We start from the raw sequence: 22,662 nt of genomic DNA, 5'->3' as shown, positions 1-22,662 counted from the left end.
CCGGCCGACTTTAGCGCCTTATCCCGGAGGCCGCCAATTGCGCGTCGAGGGCATCAAGCAGCATGGCAAGACCTGCCTCGCTCTCACTCTCCGCCCGCGCCACGAGCATCGCCTCGGTGTTGGAGGCCCGAAGCAGCCACCAGCCGCCCGGTGTGGTGACACGCACGCCATCGATCGCCAAGACCGCAGCGCCCGCTGCCGCCAACCGGGCGCGCACTTCTTCAATCACCGCGAACTTGCGCGCCTCTTCGACCGGGAAGCGCAGTTCGGGGGTGTTGATCATGACCGGCATGGCCGCGTGGAGCTCCGTTACCGAACGGTCAAGCCGAACCGTCGCCGCTATCAGGCGGACTGCGGCATAGAGCGCATCGTCGAACCCATAGTAATCGTCCGCAAGGAACACGTGCCCGGTCATTTCGCCGCCCAGCAGCGCGCCAGTCTCCTTCATTTTGGATTTGATGTGGCTGTGCCCGGTCTTCCACATCAGCGGCGTCCCACCCAACGCGCGTACCCCCTCGAACAGCGCCCCGCTTGCCTTGATGTCTGCGATAACTGTCGCTCCCACATGCCTTTTCAGGACATCCTCGGCGAACAGCGCGAGGAGCTGATCGCCGGCAAGCGCGCGGCCGTCGCCGTCCACCACCCCCAGCCGATCGCCGTCCCCGTCGAAGGCCAATCCGAAGTCGAGGCGTCCTCGCGCGACGGCGCGGCGCAGATCGGCAAGATTGGACTCAACGGAAGGATCGGGATGATGGTTGGGAAACGTTCCATCAACAAGCGTGTAGAGCAGGACGTGGCGGCCGGGCAGCCGGGCAGCGAGGCGTTCGATCACCGGGCCGGCGGCGCCATTGCCGGCGTCCCAACCCACCGCGAGGGTCTCCAGCCGATCGGGGTCGATACCCTCCAGCGCGGCGAGCAGCCGATCGACGTAAACATCCATGAGATCGACGGGCTTGGCCGTCCCGTTGCCCTGCTCCCAATCCCCCCGGGCAGCGAGGCGGCCGAGATCGAGTATGTCTGGGCCGAAGAACGGACCCCCGTGAAGTACCATCTTGAAGCCATTCTGATCGGGGGGATTGTGGCTGCCAGTTATCTGAATGCCGCCCTGCACTTGCTCAAGTGAAGCAGCGGCGAAATAGAGCATCGGCGTGGGGCTGAGCCCGATGCGCAGCACATCGATCCCGCTGGCGCGGAGCCCCTCAACCAACGATTCTTCAAGCATGGGTGAGCTGAGCCGTCCGTCATAGCCGACCGCAACGCAGAAGCCCCCCGAACGCACGACGCGGGTACCGAAGCTGCGGCCCAGTGCATAGGCGTCACCGGGACCGAGCGTCTTGCCTACGGTTCCGCGGATATCGTATTCGCGCAGCACGCTGGGGTGGAACTGGTGGCTCATGCCCGCTGCCCTGGCTGGAACTCTCGCCGAGACGCTGCGGGAAAAACGCCCACAGATCGGCGCAAACGGGCTCCAAGGCCCCCTCCCGCTTCGAATCCGAGGGTCATTGTGCGGCCTGGCCGCAAGCGCCGCATTCTGGCGATCTCCCTTCCGTGCGAGAAATACTACTCCCCCGATCAGCCCCGCTGATCAGGCCCGCGCACGGAAATGCGCGCCAGCAGCAGATCGCGCGCGGCATTGGCCTCGTGCACCGCATCGGCGGTGCCGCCACGATCGGGGTGGACCTTCATCAGCAGTCGCCGGTGCGCGTCGATAATCTCTTCGTAGCCAGCCCCGGAGGAGAGGCCGAGCAGAGCCAGCGCGCGTTTCTCTGCTGCTTCGCGTGCGTTCGGCCCCCAAAGCTCCCACGGCCAGCGCCCGGACAGCATCTTCACGGCCACGCAGGCTAACGCGGCCAGCAGCAGAAACTTCACAGCACGGATTCCATGGCGATCTGTCCCCGCTCCGAAATGTGCAGCGCCAGACCCGCAAGCAAGGTGCGCAGTTCCTGCCGTGCGACGAGGTGGCTTGTGCCGAGTTCGCCGAGATGCCCCTTGTCGAGCAAGGTGAGGCCGCTCGGGAAAAGCTCGCGATAGATCACGCGCTCGGAAAGGCCGCTGGCGATGCGGAAGCCCACGCGCTTGGAAAGCTCGGTCAGCGCCTGGTCAATGCGCTTCTGGTTGCGAGCTTCGGTATAGCCGGTGCGGTTGCGCACAACGACCCAGTCCATTTCCTTGCGCCGTTCGGTGATGGTGGCCTTCGCCCGCTTCTTGCGCGCTTCCCAGATCAGCTCGGCGTAGAATGACAGGCGGCGCACCTTGAAGGTTTCGGCGTCGACCTGACCGATGAGGTCGAAATCGACGAAGCTGTCGTTAAGCGGGGTGACGAGCGTATCGGCCTGCGTCGCGACATGACGCGCCAGCGGATCGTCGCGCCCCGGGGTGTCGAACACCAGGAAATCATGGCTCTCGCCCAGATGCCCGGCCAAAGCGTCAAGGTCTTCGGTACTCGTGCCTTCATAGACCGAGAAGGTTGCGCTCGGCAGCGCGATCCCACGCCGTCGCTGCGTCTCGGCGCGGTTCTCGAAGTAGCGGTGCATGGTGCGCTGGCGGGAATCGAGATCGATCGCCGCCACCCGCGCGCCCAGATAGGCCAGCGCGATCGCCACGTGCACCGCCGTGGTGGACTTGCCGGTGCCGCCCTTTTCATTGGCGAAGACGATTCGATAAGGCGCGGCGGACAAGCGATGATCCTTTCCAAGAGTGGCGGGCCCCCTTGCCGCCGGGCAGGCCGCCCGGCTAGAGGGCGCGTTCCCCTTTTGCGGGGATTACTGGAGAGGCGAGGCGCGTGCAAATCCTGACTGGGCTTGAACCCTTGCGCTCTGCGCTCGCTGCGCTGAAATCGGGGGACAATTCGGACCGCCCTGGACTGGCTCTCGTGCCGACAATGGGTGCGCTCCACGAGGGTCACCTCACGCTGGTGCGCGAGGCGAAGCGCCGCGCGGCGCATGTTGTCGTCTCGATCTTCGTCAATCCGCGCCAGTTCGCCCCGCATGAGGATCTGGCAACCTACCCCCGCAGGCTGGAAGCCGATGGCGCACTGCTCGAGGCCGAAGGCGTCGATGTGCTCTGGGCGCCAACGGTGCAGGCGATGTATCCCGCAGGCTATGCCACAAGCCTTCAGGTTGGCGGGCTCGACGCCGTGCTCTGCGGCGCCGCGCGGCCCGGCCATTTCGATGGCGTTGCGACAGTGGTGGCCAAGCTGTTCAACCAGGTGCAGCCCGACGTGGCCTTGTTCGGCGAGAAGGATTGGCAGCAGCTCGCCATCATCCGCCGCATGGCCCGTGATCTTGACCTAACCCACCCGCGCGCCGATGCGATCCTCGGCGTGCCGACGGTGCGCGAGGCGGACGGCCTAGCGATGAGCAGCCGCAACCAGTATCTGACGGCGGAGGAACGCTCGCAGGCCCCCGCACTGAACCGCGCGATGCGTGGCGCCGAGGCGCTGATCCTGGCGGGCGAACCGGTGGCATCCGTGCTGGCAGGCCTCAGGGCCGAAGTGCTTGCCTCAGGCTTCCGTCAGGTGGACTACGCCGATCTGCGTGATGCGGCGACGCTGGAGGAGCTGTCGGCGTTTGACGGCCGCGCTGCGCGTCTGCTGGTGGCGGCGCATATCGGCAAGGCGAGGCTGATTGACAATATGGCGATAGGGGGCCGGCCAGACCTGCTAGATGTGCTCGGATGACTAACATCCACAGGCTTTCCGGTGTCGTCGACGTTGACGGGTTTCCATACGAATGGGAATTGCGGAGCGAGCCGCAATGGAGCGAGTCTCTGGGTTGGAAGGGCATGACCGTTGCCCTGCTACGCAAGCATACCCAGCGCGCGGCCTTGCTTGAATTTCCCCCGCCGAAGCGCCTGCTGAAAGGGATGCAGCGCGGTCGGCTTCAGATCAGCGATGCGATTGTATCGCGGGGAATCCGGGCTGCGCTGGATGCGGGATGGGAACCTGAATCGCGCGGCAAGCCGATGGTGTTCATGGTCGATGCGGATGGCAACTAGGGCCGAGACAATCTGACGGGGCACGCATGCAAAATCGACAGGACCACTTCGCCTATTGTGCCCAGCTGTTCGGCGGCACCACGGCCTTCTCGCGCCGCCTCGGCATCGATGAGCGTGCAATCCGGCGCTTCATCAATGGCGAGCGGCCAATCAGCGACGGCTTGCTGGCGGACACCGCGCAAGCCTTGCGCGCGCTAAGCGTCGAAGCGGCTGCAGCTGCCGAACAGATCCCCGGCGCACACGGCCTTCCATAAGGGGTTACAGGCTCCCCGGGCCATCGACCGCGCCGCTCTTCATGGCCGCGTAGGCCTTCTCCCGTGCCTCGGGAGTGAGGGACAGGAGGTAGCGGCTTGCCTCCTTGTAGGTCAGGAATGACCGGTCATCGGCGATTATGGGCACCGTGCGGCCATTGTAGATCCGGCGCAGCAGCCGGCGCTCCGCCCTCCCCAGCGCCGAATCGGCGTCTTCGGTCACGGCGCGGTCGGCTCCGTTGTCCAGCCCAGCGCGGGAATCGTGATTGAACGGCGGCCGGAGAGATCTGTGCGCGCGACGATGATGTTGCGCTCTTCCATGTAGCTCAGCACACGCCGCGCGCGGCCGAGCGAGCTGGTGCCGTAGACCTGCGCCAGTTCCTGATCGCTCGGGCAGGGGCGGCTTTCGCTGGCGGCACGGGCGATCAGCAGGAAAGCGCCGAGCATGTCATCCGGCACCTTGCTGCCCGCCTCCAGCGCGGGGGCCCATTCGTCTTCGAGGCCTTCGAAAATCCCTGCGCGTGCGGCGGCCAGGCGGCGCGTGAAGCCGGCCAGATCGAGGGGCGCCTGCCGGAGACCGAGCATGCGGCAGCGGACCTGAAAGTCCTGATAGAGGACCGCAGTCGTCTTGCCGGTCGCGTCCTCGTCACCCACGATCGCGCGCAGCGCGGTGACCATGACCGGATCAGTATCGACGGGGGCCGTCTGTTCCTCGTCCGCCGGTGCGGCGGGCAGGCGGGCCAGTTCTTCGAGCACGGTAGCGGCCGGTTGAGGGCGCGGCGTGGGCGCAGGGGCGGGCATCGGCGCCTCCTCCATGCCCGCCAGCAGGAACTGCCGCATATCCGCGGACGGCGCATCGGGCAGCGGCATCAGCACCGGGCTGCTGCTGCGCGCCGAGGTTTCGACGGGGCCAATCCTGAGCTTGACCGGCCGCCGGGCAATCGCCGGGCCAAGCCCCAGGAATGTGCCCCGGGCGAGGTCGCGGATCGATTCGGCCTGTCTGCGCTCCATCCCCAGGAGATCGGCCGCGCGGGCCATGTCGATATCGAGGAACGTGCGCCCCATCAGGAAGTTGCTCGCCTCTGCCGCCACGTTCTTCGACAGCTTGGCAAGGCGCTGGGTCGCGATGATCCCGGCAAGCCCGCGCTTGCGGCCGCGCGACATCAGGTTGGTCATCGCGCCGAGCGACGCGCGCCGCACCTCTTCGCCCACTTCCGCGCCCGCGGCGGGTGCGAAGATCTGCGCCTCGTCGACAACGACCAGTGCCGGAAACCAGTGCTCGCGCGGTGCATCGAACAGGCCGGAGAGGAACGACGCGGCGCATCGCATCTGCCCTTCCATCTCCAGCCCCTCGAGGCTTAGGACCACCGATGTGCGATGTTCACGGCAGCGCCGCGCGAAATGCGCGATTTCGGTGGCGGAATAGTCGATCGCTTCGATCGCCACATGGCCGTAGGGACCTGACAGCGTGACGAAATCACCCTCGGGATCGATGATGATCTGCTGGACCTGCCCTGCGCTTCTTTCGAGGAGGCGGCGGAGCAGATGCGATTTGCCCGAGCCGGAATTGCCCTGAACCAGAAGGCGCGTTGCAAGCAGCTCCTCCAGATCCACCAGCGCCGGACCGCCGGTACCATCGAGTCCCATGTCAACCTTGAGTGTCATCCGGCGTGGCATGACCCGTTTGCGCGCGGACGGGCAAGTCCCGGGCAAGGCCTTATACGCTGAATATGTCGGCGCGATCGACGATGAGGAGCCGAGGCAGTGGTCAGAACAGGCTCGCTTGAGACCCTGGCGGCTCATCACCCGCAATCTCGCACATCAGATCATCGGCCAGCGCCACCTGCATTTCCGCGGCGCCGGCGCCGTCCGCCGTCAGCCAGCGGTCAAAGGCCTCGCCCCCACGCAGGATCACCGGCATGGCTTTGGGGTGAACGCGGCCAACGGTCTCGTTGGGCGCGCAGGTGAGGAAGGCGAAGCGGGGGCCCTGGTCGGTAGGCCGCCAGAGGCCCGCGAAGGCGAAGAGTGGATCGGCAGGCACATCAAACCAGTGCTTGCGCTTGCGGCCCGTCTTCGCATCGGGGGCGGCCGACCATTCGGAGAATGCGGTGACGGGCACAAGGCAGCGCCGCGCGGGATCGGCGAGCGCGCCGCGCCACATCGGGGAGGCAAGATTGCGCACGTTGGTGATCGGGCGCTTCACTTCGCCGAATGGCGGCCAGCCCCAGCGCATCAGTTCGAGGCTGCGTCCCGCCGCATTGGAGACCACCACCGGTGCATCCTGATCGGGGTAGATATCGCCGAGCGCCGGCAGATTGCGCCCACCGGTCTCCGCGCGGAAAAGCTGCGCGATTGCTTGCGCATTGCTGGTCATGCGATAGAGATTGCACATAATCGGCGAATGATAGCGGGAGAGAACGCGATGGCCACCCAGATCCGGCCCAACATCAATTGCAGCGATGCCGAGTGGCACGCGCGGCAGGAACTGGCCGCCTGCTATCGCATCTTCGATCTGCTCGGCTGGTCCGAATCGGTCTACAACCACATCTCGCTGCGCGTGCCGGATGAGGAAGGCGCCTTCCTGATCAACCCGTTCGGGCTGCTCTATTCCGAAGTCTGCGCCAGCAATCTGGTCAAGATCGACATCGACGGCAACAAGCTCGATGACAACCCGCACCCGGTGAACCTCGCCGGATTTACGCAGCACGGCTACTTCCACCGGCACCTGAATTGGGCCCACGCTATCTGCCACGTCCACACCACGGCGACGATGGCGGTGTGCAGCCTTGAAGAAGGGCTGATGCCGATCAATTTCTACGCCTGCAACTTCATCGGCCGTCTTGCCTATCACGATTTCGAGGGCATCACCGTGCGCGCCGAGGAAGGCGAGCGGCTGCTCTCCAATCTGGCGGACAAGAACATCCTCATGCTGCGCAACCACGGCCCGGTCGTGATGGCCAAGTCGCTGCAGGCGATGTTCATCCAGCAGTGGGCGCTGCAGCGGGCCTGCGAGATCCAGATGGCGACGCTTTCGATGGGACGGCCGCCGATCATGATTTCGCAAGACGTGATCGACGTCCACCAGCGTGACCTCAACATGGCAACGCCGCCCGGCGGCGGCCCCGGTGTCGGCGATTTCAACGCATGGACCCGGCGGATCGACCAGATCGACCGGTCCTGGCGCGACTGAGCGCCTTGCCCATGGGCGTGACGGTGCGGTAGGCGGCAAGCGCCATGGCCATCCTCACCGTCAACAACCAGCCGATCGAGATCAAGCTGGAGAGCGACACGCCGCTGCTTTGGGCGCTGCGCGATGCGGCCAATCTCACCGGCACCAAGTATGGCTGCGGCACCGGCGAATGCGGCGCGTGCATGGTGATCGTCGACGGGCAGGCCATGCCAAGCTGCACGCTCACGCTGGGTGAGGCCGAAGGGCGCAGCGTGACCACCATCGAAGGCCTCGGCCCCGATCGCAATCACCCCGTGCAGCAGGCATTCGTGGCGGAGCAGGCGATCCAGTGCGGCTTCTGCACGCCCGGCCTCGTGATGGCTGCTGCGGCGCTGCTGGCGCACAACGGCGATCCGACCGAAGCCGATATCAAGGCGGCGATTACCAACATCTGCCGCTGCGGTGTCTATCCCCGCCTCGTGCGCACGATCCAGCGCGCCGGGCGCATCATGCGCGGGGTGGAGCCGGGCGTGCCGCTGCCCGTGCCGGCGACCGCGACGACGCCGGGGCTCTAGGGGGCGAGGCCCCGACCCACGTTATGCTCTAGAACGCCATCCGCACTGCCAGCTGCGCGCTGCGGGGCTGTGCGGTGGAGATATTGTTGTCGGTGTGCGCCGTCGGAAAATACTGATCGTTCAGCAGGTTGTCGACATTAAGCTGGATCGAGACCGACTTCGAGAGGGTGTAGAACACCGCCGCATCGACCCGCGTGAAAGCCGGCAGCGTGACAGCATTGCTCACCGTGGTGAAGCTCGAGGCCTGGTGCGTTACGCCGAGGCCGAAGCCGAGGTTCTTGCGGACATCGTAGCGCGTCCACAGCGCGATCTGGCTTTCGGGCAGGAGCGCGAGGCTGCGCCCGGCAGGGGCGGCGGTGGTGCTGGAGCGGACCTTGCCGTCCTGCATGGTGTAGCCGAGGCTGACCTGCCACTCGGGGAGGATCTTGCCGGTCGCAGACAGCTCGATCCCGCGCGTGCGGGTCTTGCCGGAAAGCTGGGGCAGGCCGGTGACCGGATCGTTGAACCGCGAGTTCTCGCGGTCGAGCCGGTAGGCGGCAGCGGTAAGCGCGAGAGTGGGCGTCACGTCCCACTTGGCGCCTAGCTCGAGGTTGCGAAACGCCTCGGGCGCGAGCGTTGCCTGCACGGCATCGAGCGCGCTGAACTGGTCGCCTGACTGGGGGAGGAAGCTCCGGGTATAGCTGGCGTAGAGCGAGACGTTCCGGCGCGGCTTCACGATCACCCCGGCGCGGGGCGACCACTTGTGATCGGAGCGCTCGGCGCTTGTGCCGGTGAGCAGGTTGTCGGCGCTGATCTTGAAGGCGTCATAGCGCACACCGCCTACGATCTGCAGGAACGGCGCGAGCTCGATCTGGTCCTGCACATAGGCCGAGAAGGTCGTGACCTTGGCGTAAGTCGAGCGGCTGGGCGCGCCGAAGGTGACGCCCGGGATTGCAAGGCGATCGGCCAGCGCGACGGTGGCGCTGCCAAGCCCGCCGGCGAACACACCCTCGGAACGGCGCGCATTGGTCGCCTGGTCGGCGCCTTCGATACCGGCGATCACGGTATGGCCGATGGGGCCGGTCTTGCCTTGCCAGGTGAGGTTCGCCTGCCCGATCCAGCTCTTGCGCAACACGGCGCTGTTGTAGGCGCTCAGCGAGACGGTGCGGGTGGCCGCATCGACCGCGTGGGCAGCGAAGATATTGCCGTAGTATTTGTCAGTGTGGCTGTACTGGCCGGCGAGCGTCAGCGTCAGGCTCTCCGCCAGCTGCTGGGCGAGCCGCGCCTCGACAATATGCGCCTTGACCGCGGCCACGTTGGTGTCCTTGCGACCGAAGAAAGTGTCGCGGTAGCCTTCGAGCGGCATGCCGCCGAGCGAGGGAATGCCGCGATCGGCAGTGCGGCGATCATCGTCGTAATTGTACGAGAGGTCGATGCGGGTGGCGGACGAGGGCGTGAACGCGAGCGTGGGGTTCACGCCGAAGAAGCGGCCGTGAAAGTCCTGCCGGTGGTTGTCGAATTCCTCGTAAGTGCCGTTGAGCCGCAAGCCCACGGTTTGTGACAGCGGCTGGTTGAGATCGGCGGCGAGCGCGAATTCGCCGAACGTGCCGACGGCGGCATTGGCACCGAGGCTCTTGCCCGAAAGCGAGGGGGTCTTGCGCACGCGGTTGATCACCCCGCCGCCGCCGCCGCGCCCGAAGAGCAGGGCATTGGAACCCTTGAGCACTTCGACGCGCTCGATGTTGTAGAGCGAGCGGTAGTACTGTGTGTCGTCACGCAAGCCGTCGAGGTAGAAGTCGGCAGTGGTGTTCTGGCCGCGCAGCACGATCTGGTCGCGGTTGCCCTCGCCCTGCCCGAGCACGACGCCGGGCACATAGCGCAGCGCATCACCAAGCTGGCTGACGCCCTGATCGTCGAGCTGCTGGCGGGTGAGTACAGTCACCGTCTGCGGGACGTCGATCAGCGGGGTGGGCGCCTTCACGCCCGCGGCGGTGTCGGCATGATAGCTGTCGGCAACGCCGGTGACCACGATGACCGGGTGACCGGCCTCATCCCCCGCCTCTTCAGCCTGCGCGGCAAGCGGCAGGAGGGCACTGGTGGCGAGGAGGAGGGAGGCGAGCGATTTCACGGGACCGGGTCTTTCTTGAGAGGCATTCTCAAGAGCTATCTATTGCGAGTCATTCGCACTTGCAAGACTGATATTGCGAATGCTTCGCGATTGAATGCGAATGCTCGGAGCCGAGGGCTGAGGCGATGATCGGGGTCGGGATCGAATGTCCGCAAGCCTAGCCGTATGCGGGCGAGGCAAAAGGTGAGCGGTGCGAAGCGAAGAGAGCGCAGGCCAGGTGGCTAGCGCAGAGCGCTCAGATCAGCGGAAAGGCTTTTCCGGCCAGGATCAAAGCAAGGGCCGAGCCGAGCACGATCACAGTGCGCAACGCTTCAGCGAGCGGGGCGACAGGAGCGACAGCAAGGGCAAGAGCGCGGGCCATGACCGGATCATGCGCCCGCAATGCCTAACAAACCGTAAACACTCCGGCCTCGTGGACAGGTGGGTTCAGCCGATCCACTCGAGCAGCGCAGCCATGCACTCGCGCGCGAGCAACCTGCTGCGCTCGGGGCTCCAGCCTTGTGCCGGATCAGGCAGATCGTCGTTGTCCTTGAACGGCATCTCGAGCGTCATCGAGATCGCGCCGAAGCGCTCTGCGATCTGGTTCGTCGCCATCGCAAGATTGGCCTTGCCCGGGCGCGCGGTGGGATAGCCGCGCCGCGTCTGGAAATCCGGCGTGCGCCGCTCGAGGATCGCGCGGTAGCGGCGGTAGGCCTCGCCCTGCGCTTCGGTCCAGCCGGGGATTCCTTCGAAGCCGGCGAAAAACACCGCCGGGATCGCCTCGTCGCCGTGGACGTCCATCGCGAAGTCGACCCCGGTCGCGTCCATCGCGGTGCGGATGGCGAGCACTTCGGGCGACCGTTCGGTGCTCGGCTCGTTCCATTCGCGGTTGAGGTTCACGCCTGCGGCATTGGTGCGCAGATGACCCCGGCGCGATCCATCCGGATTGCAATTGGGCACGACATGGAAGCGGCAGCGCTTGCGCAGCGCCCGTGCGTGCGGGTCGGCCGCATCGGTCAGCATGGCGAGCGCGCCTTCGATCCACCATTCGGCCATCGATTCGCCCGGATGCTGGCGCGCGATCAGCCAGACCTGCTTGTCGCCCTCACCAAGCGAGAGACAATCGATCGGCTGGCCATCGATGCTTCGGCCGAGCACACGGTGGGCCACGCCCTCGCATCCCGCCACTTCGGCGACCAGATCGTGGTGCCGCTCCATCGAATAAGGCGCGAAATAGGCGAACCAGCACGTCGCGGCCTGAGGCGTATAGCGGATCGTCATGGTGCCGCCGTCCAGCCCCGCGTCATAACGGGTCTCGGCGCGGGCCCAGTATTCGCGGTCTTCCGAAACGCAGGCGCGGTAGCCGATCCAGCCATCGGGATAGGCGGCGGCGGCAAGCCCGGTAATCCTGAGTTCGAGAGCGCGGCCAGCGCAGCCGCCGACGCGGAAATGGAACCACTGGAAGAATTCCGACGCGGTATCGCGCCGGATTGCGAGCCGCGCGGTGGCCCCCGCGATGCCAAGAACCTCGATATTGCCGCTGTCGAAGGCCGCGTCGATGCTGATCGGGCTGGCGCCCTCGTCCGGTGTGCTCATTTCACCGTGATAGTCGCCCCCGAGGTTCCGGGAAAGCCCGAGAAGAGGGCATGTGCAAGGCGCGGTGCGGCCTGATCAACTGCGGCAACCCTGGCCTTCTCGCGCTCGATGTTGTCGGCGCGGCCTTCCCACAGCGCCTGGCCGGTGGCGCGGCTGCGGATGGTGACGGAAAGGCGCGTTATCACGCGGCTGCGCGGGCCACCCCCAAGATTGAAACCTACGCCCAGTCCGACGCCGCTGTTCCACCCGCCGGTTGATCCGCCGACCCCGACCGAGACTGGCCCGCGCTGGCGCTCGGTGCGCTGCACTTCCCGCTCGACGCGCACTTCCGCGAGGCAATCCGCCGCGCCAGGCGTGGCGCTGCCGAAACGAAGGGCCGCGAGTTCTGCACCGACAGCCTCGAGCCAGACGCGCATTTCGAGGCTGGTGCCGTCCATGCCGGGGGCAGCGACCACCGCCACGGCGCTGCGGCCGAGCGTGGTGATGCTGTCGGGCGTATGGAACCGCGTTACCTCGACCGGTGCGGCCAGCGCGGGCGTGGCCGCGAGCGCGAACGCTGCGAGCAGGGCGCGCGCCTTCACGGCGTCACCGCCGAAAGCGGCTGGACCACCTGGCCATCGGGAAACTTCTTCAGCAGCGCGGTGGCGAGCCGTGAGGCCATCTGGGTATTGTCGATCCCGCCGTCCTCCTCGCGCGCCTCACCTTCGGCATGGCCTTCCCACAAGACGCGGCCCGAGGCCTTGTCGCGGATGCGCAGATCGAGCCGGGTGGCGATGATCGCCTTCGCGGGTTTGGTAAGGTCGACCGCGAGCGCAAGGCCGAAGCCGCTGCCGCGATTGCTGACGGTGGTGCTCATTGCGCCGCTCACCTTCTTGTGGGGGGCCTCCTCGGGCACCGCCACGTTGTGGCTGACGCCGATTTCAGCGACCTGGCCCGGATCCATCGCTGTGGCGGTATCATAGCCGCGCCGGGCAAGCTCGTCGATCACCGCGGCTTCGTAAACCGGGAGCTTGCCATCGTTGTCGTCGCCGGCGTCGCCCGCCATGCGGCTTACCACGATTCTGCCTTTGCCAAGCAGTCCGGTAGCATCAGCGCTGCGGAAGGCGGTGACGTCGATCTTCTTCGATGGCTGCGCGCTTTGGCGGGCGGAAGGCAGGCGCGCATCATCGTCCTCGCCGCCGCGATCGCGCCATCCGCCGCCCCAGCCGGGCCCGGGCATGCCTTGCGCAAGCGCGCCTGCGCTGGGGAGGGCAAGGAGTCCGGCGGCCAGCAGGCTATGGGTAAGGCGATGGGGCATGAAGCTCCTTTCGAAACACGGAACAGGCGGAGCCTAAGGAAGGGGGCCTGTCAATGTGATGAACGTCAATGTGATGAACGGTTTGTTTCCCGATTCCATCCCAAGGCGGGGCTGCTAGTGCAGTGCAGCATCGATGTGGGAGTGATTCGCGTGGGGAAAGTGCCCGTTCTCGTCACCGGCGGCGCCGGTTATATCGGCAGCCACGCGGTGTTGGCGCTCAAGGATGCGGGCTGGCCAGTCGCGGTGATCGACAATCTAACCACCGGTTTCCGCTTCGCGATCCCGGAGGGCGTGCCGCTCTACGAAGGCGATATCGAGGACGGCGCGCTGCTCGCCCGGATCTTCGCCGAGCAGAAGATCGGCGCAGTGATGCATTTTGCCGGCTCGATCATCGTGCCCGAATCGGTCGAGAACCCGCTCAAGTACTACCACAACAACACCGCCAAGAGCCGCGCGCTGATCGCCGCAGCGGTCGAGGGCGGAGTGAAGCACTTCATCTTTTCCTCGACTGCGGCGACCTACGGCATTCCCGAAGTCTCGCCCGTCACCGAAGACAGCCCCAAGGCACCGATCAACCCTTACGGCATGTCGAAGCTGATGACCGAGACGATGCTGGCCGATACGGCCCGCGCGCATCCACTGAACTATTGCGCGCTGCGCTATTTCAACGTGGCGGGCGCGGACCCCGAGGCGCGCACCGGGCAATCGACCGCCGGGGCGACGCACCTCATCAAGGTCGCGGTCGAAGCCGCACTTGGCAAACGCGGCCATGTCGGCGTGTTCGGCACCGACTATGATACCCCCGACGGCACTGGCGTGCGCGACTATATCCATGTGTCCGATCTTGCCGCCGCGCATGTGCTGGCGCTGGAGGCCTTGATCGAGCAGCCGGAGCGTTCGCTGACCATGAACTGCGGCTATGGCCGAGGCTTCTCGGTGCTCGAGGTGCTCGATGCGGTGGACCGCGTCACCAACCGCAGGATTGAGCGGAAGCTGGAAGGGCGCCGCGCGGGCGATCCCGATTCGCTGATTTCGGACAACCGCCGGATCAAGGCGACGCTGCCATGGGTGCCGCGCTATGCCGATCTTGATGTGATCGTGCAGCATGCTCTCGCCTGGGAGCGCAAACTGACCGAGATCCGCGGGGACGCCTGAGTGCCCGGTTGACTTTCGCGCGGCCCGCGCATAACCGCCGCGTTCAATTTTCGGCCCGGTCGCTTCGGGCAAAGGGATTCGCCATGAAGATTCGCAACAGCCTGAAGTCGCTCAAGGATCGCCACCGGGACAACCGCGTGATCCGTCGCCGCGGCCGCACCTACGTCATCAACAAGACCCAGAAGCGCTTCAAGGCGCGTCAGGGCTGATCTGCGCGCGCCCTGCTGCGGCGGGGCGGTTTGCGGTCAAACGGTGTTGAACCGGCAGGAGGCCCCCGCGTTTGCGGGGGCGCTTTTGTTTGTGGCGAAGTAAAGGTCCGGCATGAGCGCGGCGGTGGACGCAGTTGTCTGGGATATCGGCCACGTGCTGGTGCAGTGGTCAATCCGCGGGCTATATGAAAAGCTGATCGACGATCCGGCGGAGCTCGACTGGTTCCTGGAGAATGTTGTCATGCTGCCGTGGCATTTCCGGCACGATGCGGGAGAGCCGCTGGCCGACCTCATCGCCGAGAAAGTCGCCGGGTTTCCCGAACATCGCGCGCTGATCGAGGCCTATGCCCCGCGCTGGCTGGAGACGATTCCGGGCCCGATCCCGGGAACTCCGGCCCTGGTCGAGGCGCTGGCCGCACGCGGGGTGCCGCAGTTCGCGATCACCAATTTCGGCGCGGACACCTGGGCGATGTTCCGCCCGACGTTTCCGCTGCTCGATCACATGGGCGCAATTGTGGTGAGCGGGGTGGAGCGGCTGATGAAGCCCGATCCGGCGATCTTTCACCTTGCCGCACAGCGTTTCGGCCACGCGCCGGAGCGGATGCTGTTCATCGACGACAACGCGCGAAACATTGCCAGCGCCGGTGCGCTCGGCTGGCGGGTGCATCACTTCACGGATGGCGCCGAAGCGCTGGAAGCGGAACTGCGGGCGCTCGGGCTGCTTTAGCCGAGGCCAATCAGCGAGATCTGCCGCCCGTAACCGGCTTCTGCGGCATGCGTGGAGCGGCGGAACGAATAGAAGCGGGCGGCCGGCGCGTAAGTGTCCTCGCCCAGCATGGCAACCGTGCCGACGCCGAACCCGGCAAGCCGCGCGGCGACATAGCCTTCGAGATCGAACCACGCGTGCCCTGCACGCCCGGCCTTGAAGAAGCGCGCATTGGCCGCGTCCTCGCCGGTGAAGCGTGCTTCGAAGCCCGCATCCACTTCATAGCTCGTCTGCGCAATGCACGGGCCGACCACGGCGGCGATGCGCGCGCGGTCCGCGCCTAGCGCTTCCATCGCTTCGACTGTCCTGTCAGTCACGCCGCCAATGGCGCCTTTCCATCCGGCGTGGGCCGCACCTATCACACCGGCTTCGGGATCATGGAACAGCACCGGCGCGCAATCGGCGGTGAGCACGCCAAGAAGCAGGCCGGGCTGGCAGGTCACCAGCGCGTCGGCTTTGGGGCGGTCGGCATCGTCCCAAGGCGCAGTCACGGTCACCACATCGGGCGAATGGATCTGGTAGCAGGTGAGGAGCCGGGCCCCCGCCAGCACCGCATTGCCCGCGCGGCGGCGATTCTCGGCCGTGTGCGAAGGCTCGTCCTCGCTATAGCTGACATTGAGCCCGGCATGGAGGCCGGCGCTCACCCCGCCGCGCCGGCCGAGGAAGCCGTGCGCCGCCCCGGCAAGCGAGGGGTGGGTGAGGACTTCCGGCCCGTCGATCTCTGCTTCAGGCATCAGGCGTCGAGGCTCTTGCCCACCTGCTCGCGCACATCGCGCGAGAGACCGGGTGCGGCGGCGATCCGCGCGAGTTCGGCGCGCATCAGCGCGGCGCGGGCCGGCTCGATCTTGCGCCAGCGGCCGAGGGGAGGGACGAAGCGCGCCGCGACATTGCCGTTGATCGGATCAAGCTTGATGATGAGATCGGCGATCATCCGGTAGCCCTCGCCGCTCGCCGCGTGGAAGGCCTGCGGATTGGCGGCAAAGGCCATGTAGAGCGCGCGCGCGCGGTTGGGGTTGCTCAAGGTAAAGTCCGGATGCTCCGCCAGCGCTTTGACGTGCTCCAGCGTATCGGGATGGAGCGCGCCGGCCTGGATCGAGAACCACTTGTCGATCACCAGCGCGTTGCCGGCAAAGCGCGTGTGGAAATCGGCAAGCGCGGCAAGGCGCGCCGCATCGCACTCCGGCGTGCCAATTCCGGCAAGCACCATGAGGGCGCCCTGCCGGTCGGTCATGTTGTCGGCCGCCGCGTATTGCGCCTCGGCGCGGCGCGCGGCTTCGACCGGATCGGCGGCGGCGAGATAGACCAGTGCCTGCGTCTTGAGCTTGCGCGCGCCGCGTGCGGCGGCCTCGAGGCTGTAGGGCACGGCGCTGCAGCGATCGTGCAGTGCGTACCATTCCGGCGCCAGCTGAGCGCCGAGCCAGCGCTTGAGCGCCTCGCGCTCGGCGTGAATGCGCGCCGGGTCGACGACGGCCAGCTGTTCGGCCAGATAACCCTCGCCGGGGAGGATGAGGAGTTCCCCGCGCATCAGATCGTCGAGAGCGGTATCGGCAAGCACGGCGGCGTAGACCTGGCCGATCGCGGCGAGGCCTTCGGCACGCGCCGCATCGGTCAGCTCGTCGGTCACGGCGGCGACGAGGTGGCGCACCATGAGCTGCTGCATCGCCTCGTAGCGCGCGAAGGGATCATCGTCGTGCGCGGCGAGGAACACGAGATCGGCAGTCGGCAACGGCATGTCGATCGCGACGGGCGCGGAAAAGCCCCGGTTGATCGAGAGCACCGGCGGCGCGGCGAACCCGGAAAAGCTGAAGCTCTGGCTAGGTTCGGTAAGGACGAGCAGCTCCTCGCCGCCATGTTTGCCAGTGGCGCGGTCAAACAGTGCGGTGCGCAGCGGGATGACCATCGGCTGTTTGTCAGGCTGGCCGGGGGTGACGGGCACCGTCTGGCTTAGCGTGAGCGTGGCCGTTTCGCCTTCATGGGTGAGCTCCGCGACAAGGCGCGGCGTACCGGCCTGCTCGTACCAGCGGCGGAATTGCTTCAGATCGAGCCCGGCGCCGTCTTCGATGGCACGGATGAAATCCTCGCAAGTCGCCGCCTCGCCGTCGTGGCGGTCGAAGTAGAGGTCGGTGCCCTTGCGGAAACGTTCGGCCCCCGCCAGCACGGTCATCATGCGGATCACCTCGGCGCCCTTGTTGTAGACCGTCGCGGTGTAGAAGTTGCTGATTTCCTGGTAGGCATCGGGGCGGATCGGGTGTGCGAGCGGCCCTGAATCTTCGGGGAACTGCGCCGCCCGCAGGATACGCACGTCCTCGATCCGCTTGACCGGGGCCGAACCCATGTCGGCGCTGAACTGCTGGTCGCGCAGCACGGTAAACCCTTCCTTGAGGCTCAGCTGAAACCAGTCGCGGCAGGTGACGCGGTTGCCCGACCAGTTGTGGAAGTATTCGTGTGCGACGACGCCTTCGATCGCGTCGTAGTCGCCGTCGGTCGCGGTTTCGGGGTCTGCGAGGATGTAGCGCGTGTTGAAGACGTTGAGGCCCTTGTTCTCCATCGCGCCGGCGTTGAAATCGGCCACCGCGACGATGTTGAACAAGTCGAGATCGTACTCGCGGCCATAGACATCCTCGTCCCACTTCATCGAGGCGATGAGCGCGCGCATGGCGTGATCGGTGCGGGTCTCATCGCCGGCGCGCACGTAGATCGCAAGATCGACCTTGCGGCCCGAGCGGGTGGTGAAGCTGTCGCGCGTGGCGACGAGATCGCCCGCGACGAGCGCGAAGAGGTACGAAGGCTTGGGCCAGGGATCGTGCCACTCGGCCCAATGTGTGCCGTCCGCGTCATCACCCGAGGCGACCGGATTGCCATTGGAGAGCAGCACCGGGAAGGCCGCTTTGTCGCCCGCCATGCGCACGGTGTAGCGGCTCAGCACATCGGGCCGATCGGGGAAGAAGGTGATGCGGCGGAAGCCTTCGGCCTCGCACTGGGTGCAGAGCATGCCGTTTGACGCATAGAGGCCGGAGAGCTGGGTGTTGGCGGTGGGGTCGATCACGGTCTCGATTGTCACCGTGTGCTGGTCGCCCGGAAGATCGATGACAAGCGCGTCGCCGTCCATGGCCCACGCGTTGTGCGCCGCGCCGTCGACTTCGACCAGCGCTGCGGCGAGGCCGTCACCATCAAGGCGCAGCGGGGCGTCCATATCGCCCTGCCGGGTCACCACCATGGTGCTGCGCACGCGCGTGGCGGTGAGCGAGAGCGCGAAATCGAGCGTGATTTCGGGCACCAGCCAGGCCGGCGGGCGATAGTCGGCGCGCCGAATGACCTGAGGGATGACGGGAGCGGTGGCGGGCACGGCGGGGGTGCTGGAAAGGTCGTTCATCCCGCCAATGTAGGGAGCACGGCGGCATTCCGAAACGCAAAATCGGCAGGCGCGGCAACTTCATGGGAAGACAGCTTGACGCGGGCGGCGCGGCTGCGCACGCATGGCGCCCGAGAGCAGAGCCAGATACAACAGGGGCGCGGGCGAATGGCCGGATTGAATCGCATCGCAATGGCCGCCGCGGCCGGTCTGTGCTGCTGGCCGGGCCTTGCCCATGCCGCCGCGTTCGATGTGGATCATGCCGCGCAGCTCTGGCTCTCCACCCTGAGCGGCCCGGCACGGGCGCGCTCCGATGCCTATTTCGAAGGCGGGCTGTGGCTTTCGCTGTGGGGCACAGTGGTCTCGGTCGCGATCTGCTGGTTGCTGCTGCGCATGCGGCTGTTGCCCAAGGTGCGCGACGGGATGCAGCGGCGCGGCTGGCGGCCTTGGCTGGGCATTCTGGCCTGCGCGCTGGTGTTCATTGTGGCGGACACGCTGCTGAGCCTGCCCTGGACCGTCTATGCCCAGTACTGGCGCGAAAAGCAGTACGGGCTGATGAACCAGTCGCTCGGTGAGTGGCTGGGCGATCAGGCGATCGGTCTTGTACTCAGCGCACTCTTTGGCAGCCTGTTCCTGCTTGTCCTCTACGCGGTGATCCGCAAGTTCCCGCAGCGCTGGTGGCTGATCGGCACGGGGGTGGTGGCGCTCGCGATGACCTTTGCAACGCTGGTTGCGCCGATCTTTCTGCTTCCGCTGTTCAACACCTCGACCGAGCTGCCGGACGGGCCGGTACGCGCGCGGATCGTCGCGATGGCCACCGCCGCCCAGGTTCCTGCCGAACACATCTATCTGATCGACGCTTCGCGCCAGTCTGACCGGATTTCCGCAAATGTATCCGGGTTTGGCCCCACTGTGCGGATTTCGCTCAACGACAATCTCTACCGCAAGGCCAGCCTTGCGGAGACAGCGGCGGTCATGGGGCACGAGATCGGGCACTACGCGCTCGGCCATATCTGGAAGCGGATCGTGCTTTTCACACTTCTGTTCGGCGGGCTGCTGTGGCTGACTGCGCAGATCGCGCCGCCGCTGATTCGTTTCGGCGGCCAGCGCCGCGGCGTGCGCGGTCTGGGCGATCCGGCGTCGCTGCCGGTGCTGGCGGGCGTGCTGAGTGTGCTATCGCTGCTCAGCGTGCCGATGATCAACACGATCGTCCGCTTGGAGGAACGCGAGGCCGATGTCTTCGGGCTCGACGTGTCGCGCGAGCCGGATGGCTTTGCCGGAGCGGCGATGAAGCTTTCGGCCTATCGCAAGATCGGGCCCGGGCCGCTTGAGGAAATGCTGTTTTTCGATCACCCGTCGGGCCAGACGCGGGTGCGCATGGCGATGCAGTGGAAGAAGGACCACATGCCCGGCGCGACCGAAGTGGTTCCGCCGCCTCTTCCGGATTCGAGGCCATGAAGCTCTTCATTTTCGGCATGGGCTATACTTCGCAAGTGATCGCCGCGCGGCTGCGCGGCGCGGGATGGGAGGTAAGCGGCACGGGGCGCGAAGGCACGCATCGCTTTGAAGACCGCGATGCCGTGCTGGCGGCGCTGAGCGGGGCGAGCCATGTGCTCTCCTCGGTTCCCCCGGCGCGCGATGGCGGTGATCCGGTGCTCGACGCCTTTGGCGAAGCGCTGGCCAGTGCGCCTGCAGGCTGGATCGGCTATCTCTCCTCGACCGGCGTCTATGGCGATACCGGCGGTGCGTGGGTGGACGAAAGCGCACAGGTCGGCACCGGGCGGCGCTCGGCACGCACGGCGGCCGATCTGGCATGGCAGGAATTGGGTGCGCGGGTGCGCGTGTTCCGCCTGCCGGGCATCTACGGCCCCGGCCGCAGCGCCCTCGATCGGGTGCGCGATGGCGCCGCGAGGCGGATTGCGCTGGAAGGACAGGTGTTCAGCCGTGTCCATGTCGCGGATATCGCCTCGGGCGTGATCGCGGGGATGGAGGGACCCGGCGGGGTCTATAATCTCGCCGATGACGAACCATCGAGCCAGAATGCGGTGATCGAGGAGGCGGCGCGGCTTCTGGGCGTTGCTCCGCCGCCTTTGCAGACCTTGGAGGAGGCCGCGCTCTCGCCGATGGCGCTGGCGTTCTATGCCGAGAACCGCCGGGTCGCGAATGGCAAGGCGAAGCGCTTGCTTGGCTGGCGCCCCGCCTATCCGACTTACCGCGAGGGGCTGCGGGCTCTCAGCGCTACGACCAGCCCGATCATTGCCAGCACCGCGCCGGAGCCCGCAAGCAGCGACCAGCGGTAGCCCTCGAACAAGGTTGAGATCAGCATGGCGACGACGGGCACCAGCACCCCGTTGTAGGCGGCGCGGCCAGGGCCCAGTGCGCGCAGCAGGCCGTTGTACATCGGGAAGGTCACGACCGTACCGACAATCGCGAGATAGGCGACCCCGCCGGCATAGGGCAGCGTCCACTCAAAGCGCGGCGGGCCGGCGAGGAGCCACGCGATGGTGCCATCGACCAGCGCGCCGAACAGCATGGCCCAGGCAAGCAAGGTCGGCACCGGCTGGCCGCGCGCGGCGGGGCTGGCCTGCACCACATTGCCCACCGATGCGAACAGCAGCGCGGTGAGCACCATGGCCCCGCCGACAAGCACCTTTGCGCCCATTGCGGCATTCTGGGCGAGCGCCAGCCGGTATTCGTGGAGCATCAGCAGCGCGATCCCGGCAAGCGCGATGGCTGTGCCGAGGAGGAACCCGCGGGTGATGCGCTGGCCGAGGAATACGCGCGAGAGGACCGTGTTGGGCACGAGCAGCAGGGCGAAGAGCACCGCGACGAGGCCCGAGGTGAGGTACTGTTCGGAGCGGTAGACGAACTGGAAATTGAGGCTGAACACGCTGCAGCCCATCACGGCCGCAACCATGAGACCGCGCGCATCGGGCACGAGCGGCAGGCGCTGGAACAGGACCAGCGCGAACATGCCGAGCGCACCGCCGGTGAAGCGCCAGGTGACCGACCAGCTCGGCGGCACATTGCCGAGCTGGTACTTGATCGCGATCCAGGTCGAGCCCCAGATCAGCGCCGTCAGGAGGAAGGGGACGAGGATGCGCGCTTCGAGAAAGTGGGCCTCGCCGGGCCGGTGCTCGGCGCTCACAGCGCGGCCAGGGCGCGGGCAAGCGCTTCCACTTCATGGGGCGGGCTGCTCCACGCGGTGACGAGGCGCGCGGCGCCGGGGGCTCCTGGAGGGGCGGTCCAGTCATAGAAGTCGAAGCCTTGCGCCCTAAGAGCAGTTCGTTCGGCAGGGCTCATGATCACGAAGATCTCGTTTGCCTCGACCGGGTGGATCAGCCGGCCGGCGCAAGCCGAGGCGATTTCGCGCGCGGCTGCATTGGCGGCGCGGGCGTTTTCGAGCCAGAGATCGCCTTCCAGCATCGCGAGGATCTGCGCGGCGAGATAGCGGCCCTTCGATTGCAGGTGCCCGGCGCGCTTGCGGCGGTAGCGCACGACATCGACGAGATCGGGGGCGAAGAACACGATCGCCTCCGCACTCATCCCGCCGTTCTTGACGCAGCCGAAGGTGAGCGCATCGACTCCGGCACGGACGGTGACGTCCGCCGGATGGCAGCCCAGGTGCGCAATGGCATTGGCAAACCGTGCGCCGTCCATGTGGAGGCCAAGTCCGCGGTTCTTGGCCAATGCGCCGATGGCGGCGACTTCGGCCGGTGTATAGACGCGGCCGTATTCGGTGGCCTGCGTGATCGAGATCGCATGCGGCTGGACCTGATGGACGCCGGGGCGGATCGCATCGAGCACGGCGCTGATCGTCCCGGGCGTGAGCTTGGCGCCCTCGCCGTCTGCCAGCAGGAGCTTGGCGCCGTGGAGGAAGAAGCCGGGCGCACCGCCTTCGTCCATCTCGATATGCGCCTCGCGGTGGCAGACAACGCCGCCATGCGGGGGCACCATGGCCGAAAGCGCCAGGCAATTGCCCGCCGTGCCGGTCGCCACCCAGAGCGCGGCGCATTCGGCGCCGAACAGATCGGAGAACGCCGCGTCGAGCCGGGCCGAAAGCGCGTCGCCATCATAGGCGGTGTCGGGCGCATCGGCGGCCTGCATCGCGGCCCAGATGCGGGGGTGGACAGGGGCGGCGTTGTCGGAGAAGAACTTCATGGAACGGGCCTTAGCGGGCACGGGCCCCGGTTGGAAGTGCACTTGCCCT

Annotated in this window: 25 protein-coding genes; 10 read left to right on the top strand and 15 right to left on the bottom strand. The window is 66.6% G+C overall.

Annotated elements, in window-relative coordinates:
• Window positions 1-10: 10 nt before the first annotated feature.
• From WCL10_RS00890 to WCL10_RS00880, 3 genes are all read right to left on the bottom strand, one after another.
• Complete coding sequence (locus tag WCL10_RS00890) at window positions 11-1,396, bottom strand: phosphomannomutase/phosphoglucomutase (protein ID WP_336893724.1); 1,386 nt, start codon at window positions 1,394-1,396, stop codon at window positions 11-13.
• Between the two features lie 176 nt (window positions 1,397-1,572).
• Complete coding sequence (locus WCL10_RS00885) at window positions 1,573-1,869, bottom strand: molecular chaperone DnaJ (protein WP_336893723.1); 297 nt, start codon at window positions 1,867-1,869, stop codon at window positions 1,573-1,575.
• Window positions 1,866-2,678 (bottom strand): division plane positioning ATPase MipZ, encoded by an 813-nt coding sequence (locus WCL10_RS00880; RefSeq protein WP_336893722.1) that lies wholly within the window; start codon window positions 2,676-2,678, stop codon window positions 1,866-1,868. The genes WCL10_RS00885 and WCL10_RS00880 overlap by 4 nt, the downstream gene beginning before the upstream one ends.
• A gap of 104 nt (window positions 2,679-2,782) precedes the next feature.
• Between WCL10_RS00880 and panC the strand changes: the two genes are divergently transcribed.
• The 3 genes from panC to WCL10_RS00865 are packed head-to-tail and all read left to right on the top strand — an operon-like array spanning window position 2,783 to window position 4,250.
• Window positions 2,783-3,679, top strand: a complete 897-nt coding sequence (panC, locus tag WCL10_RS00875; protein ID WP_336893721.1) for a pantoate--beta-alanine ligase — start codon at window positions 2,783-2,785, stop codon at window positions 3,677-3,679.
• Complete coding sequence (locus tag WCL10_RS00870; protein ID WP_336893720.1) at window positions 3,676-3,996, top strand: hypothetical protein; 321 nt, start codon at window positions 3,676-3,678, stop codon at window positions 3,994-3,996. Before panC ends, WCL10_RS00870 begins: the two co-directional genes overlap by 4 nt.
• A gap of 26 nt (window positions 3,997-4,022) precedes the next feature.
• A complete protein-coding gene (locus tag WCL10_RS00865) occupies window positions 4,023-4,250 on the top strand; it encodes a helix-turn-helix transcriptional regulator (RefSeq protein ID WP_336893719.1) in 228 nt (75 codons plus the stop codon).
• 4 nt (window positions 4,251-4,254) lie between these two features.
• On the opposite strand, the gene WCL10_RS00860 is transcribed toward WCL10_RS00865, so the two are convergent.
• The 3 genes from WCL10_RS00860 to WCL10_RS00850 all read right to left on the bottom strand — a co-directional run bounded on the left by WCL10_RS00860 (window position 4,255) and on the right by WCL10_RS00850 (window position 6,639).
• Complete coding sequence (locus tag WCL10_RS00860; RefSeq protein WP_336893718.1) at window positions 4,255-4,470, bottom strand: hypothetical protein; 216 nt, start codon at window positions 4,468-4,470, stop codon at window positions 4,255-4,257.
• On the bottom strand, window positions 4,467-5,912 hold the full coding sequence (locus WCL10_RS00855; RefSeq protein ID WP_336893717.1) for an ATP-binding protein: 1,446 nt from the start codon (window positions 5,910-5,912) through the stop codon (window positions 4,467-4,469). The genes WCL10_RS00860 and WCL10_RS00855 overlap by 4 nt, the downstream gene beginning before the upstream one ends.
• Before the next feature lie 103 nt (window positions 5,913-6,015).
• The gene (locus WCL10_RS00850) at window positions 6,016-6,639 is read right to left on the bottom strand and encodes an SOS response-associated peptidase family protein (protein ID WP_336893716.1); all 624 of its coding nucleotides are present in this window, start codon (window positions 6,637-6,639) and stop codon (window positions 6,016-6,018) included.
• A 30-nt stretch (window positions 6,640-6,669) separates the two neighbouring features.
• On the opposite strand from WCL10_RS00850, the gene WCL10_RS00845 reads away from it, so the two are divergent.
• Together WCL10_RS00845 and WCL10_RS00840 are read left to right on the top strand one after the other, a co-directional pair.
• On the top strand, window positions 6,670-7,437 hold the full coding sequence (locus WCL10_RS00845; RefSeq protein ID WP_336893715.1) for a class II aldolase/adducin family protein: 768 nt from the start codon (window positions 6,670-6,672) through the stop codon (window positions 7,435-7,437).
• A 44-nt stretch (window positions 7,438-7,481) separates the two neighbouring features.
• The gene (locus tag WCL10_RS00840; RefSeq protein WP_336893714.1) at window positions 7,482-7,991 is read left to right on the top strand and encodes a (2Fe-2S)-binding protein; all 510 of its coding nucleotides are present in this window, start codon (window positions 7,482-7,484) and stop codon (window positions 7,989-7,991) included.
• 28 nt (window positions 7,992-8,019) lie between these two features.
• Here the strand turns inward: WCL10_RS00840 and WCL10_RS00835 are convergent, their stop codons facing one another.
• From WCL10_RS00835 to WCL10_RS00815, 5 genes are all read right to left on the bottom strand, one after another.
• The gene (locus WCL10_RS00835) at window positions 8,020-10,098 is read right to left on the bottom strand and encodes a TonB-dependent siderophore receptor (protein WP_336893713.1); all 2,079 of its coding nucleotides are present in this window, start codon (window positions 10,096-10,098) and stop codon (window positions 8,020-8,022) included.
• A 235-nt stretch (window positions 10,099-10,333) separates the two neighbouring features.
• Window positions 10,334-10,459: a hypothetical protein gene (locus WCL10_RS00830; RefSeq protein WP_336893712.1), complete on the bottom strand. Its 126-nt coding sequence runs from the start codon at window positions 10,457-10,459 to the stop codon at window positions 10,334-10,336.
• A 65-nt stretch (window positions 10,460-10,524) separates the two neighbouring features.
• Window positions 10,525-11,673 (bottom strand): M14-type cytosolic carboxypeptidase, encoded by a 1,149-nt coding sequence (locus tag WCL10_RS00825; protein ID WP_336893711.1) that lies wholly within the window; start codon window positions 11,671-11,673, stop codon window positions 10,525-10,527.
• Window positions 11,670-12,254, bottom strand: coding sequence for a DUF4136 domain-containing protein (locus WCL10_RS00820; RefSeq protein WP_336893710.1), 585 nt, complete (start codon window positions 12,252-12,254; stop codon window positions 11,670-11,672). Before WCL10_RS00820 ends, WCL10_RS00825 begins: the two co-directional genes overlap by 4 nt.
• Complete coding sequence (locus tag WCL10_RS00815) at window positions 12,251-12,970, bottom strand: DUF4136 domain-containing protein (protein ID WP_336893709.1); 720 nt, start codon at window positions 12,968-12,970, stop codon at window positions 12,251-12,253. The genes WCL10_RS00820 and WCL10_RS00815 overlap by 4 nt, the downstream gene beginning before the upstream one ends.
• Window positions 12,971-13,120: 150 nt before the next feature.
• Here WCL10_RS00815 and galE point away from each other — a divergent pair, with 150 nt between their 5' ends.
• From galE to WCL10_RS00800, 3 genes are all read left to right on the top strand, one after another.
• Window positions 13,121-14,125, top strand: a complete 1,005-nt coding sequence (galE, locus tag WCL10_RS00810; protein WP_336893708.1) for a UDP-glucose 4-epimerase GalE — start codon at window positions 13,121-13,123, stop codon at window positions 14,123-14,125.
• An 83-nt stretch (window positions 14,126-14,208) separates the two neighbouring features.
• Entirely contained in the window at window positions 14,209-14,334 is a 126-nt protein-coding gene (gene ykgO, locus WCL10_RS00805; protein ID WP_054122357.1) for a type B 50S ribosomal protein L36, read from the top strand.
• A 124-nt stretch (window positions 14,335-14,458) separates the two neighbouring features.
• Window positions 14,459-15,061: an HAD family phosphatase gene (locus WCL10_RS00800; RefSeq protein ID WP_336893707.1), complete on the top strand. Its 603-nt coding sequence runs from the start codon at window positions 14,459-14,461 to the stop codon at window positions 15,059-15,061.
• Here WCL10_RS00800 and pgeF read toward each other — a convergent pair.
• Together pgeF and pepN are read right to left on the bottom strand one after the other, a co-directional pair.
• Window positions 15,058-15,834 (bottom strand): peptidoglycan editing factor PgeF, encoded by a 777-nt coding sequence (gene pgeF / locus WCL10_RS00795; protein ID WP_336893706.1) that lies wholly within the window; start codon window positions 15,832-15,834, stop codon window positions 15,058-15,060. The genes WCL10_RS00800 and pgeF overlap by 4 nt on opposite strands.
• On the bottom strand, window positions 15,834-18,473 hold the full coding sequence (gene pepN, locus WCL10_RS00790) for an aminopeptidase N (protein ID WP_336893705.1): 2,640 nt from the start codon (window positions 18,471-18,473) through the stop codon (window positions 15,834-15,836). The genes pgeF and pepN overlap by 1 nt, the downstream gene beginning before the upstream one ends.
• Window positions 18,474-18,620: 147 nt before the next feature.
• Here pepN and WCL10_RS00785 point away from each other — a divergent pair, with 147 nt between their 5' ends.
• Window positions 18,621-19,910 carry a M48 family metallopeptidase gene (locus tag WCL10_RS00785; protein WP_336893704.1) on the top strand — a complete coding sequence of 430 codons (1,290 nt, stop codon included), beginning with the start codon at window positions 18,621-18,623 and terminating at the stop codon, window positions 19,908-19,910.
• Entirely contained in the window at window positions 19,907-20,752 is an 846-nt protein-coding gene (locus WCL10_RS00780) for an SDR family NAD(P)-dependent oxidoreductase (protein ID WP_336893703.1), read from the top strand. The genes WCL10_RS00785 and WCL10_RS00780 overlap by 4 nt, the downstream gene beginning before the upstream one ends.
• Here the strand turns inward: WCL10_RS00780 and WCL10_RS00775 are convergent.
• Entirely contained in the window at window positions 20,662-21,600 is a 939-nt protein-coding gene (locus WCL10_RS00775; RefSeq protein WP_336893702.1) for an EamA family transporter, read from the bottom strand. The two genes, WCL10_RS00780 and WCL10_RS00775, sit on opposite strands and share 91 nt — an antisense overlap.
• Window positions 21,597-22,613 (bottom strand): beta-eliminating lyase-related protein, encoded by a 1,017-nt coding sequence (locus WCL10_RS00770; RefSeq protein ID WP_336893701.1) that lies wholly within the window; start codon window positions 22,611-22,613, stop codon window positions 21,597-21,599. Before WCL10_RS00770 ends, WCL10_RS00775 begins: the two co-directional genes overlap by 4 nt.
• Between the last annotated feature and the right edge of the window lie 49 nt (window positions 22,614-22,662).

This window comes from Novosphingobium sp., assembly GCF_037133355.1.
Classification (GTDB): Bacteria; Pseudomonadota; Alphaproteobacteria; order Sphingomonadales; family Sphingomonadaceae; genus Novosphingobium.
The sequence above is the reverse complement of the archived record's forward strand: the minus strand, read 5'-3'. Positions and strand labels throughout refer to the sequence as shown.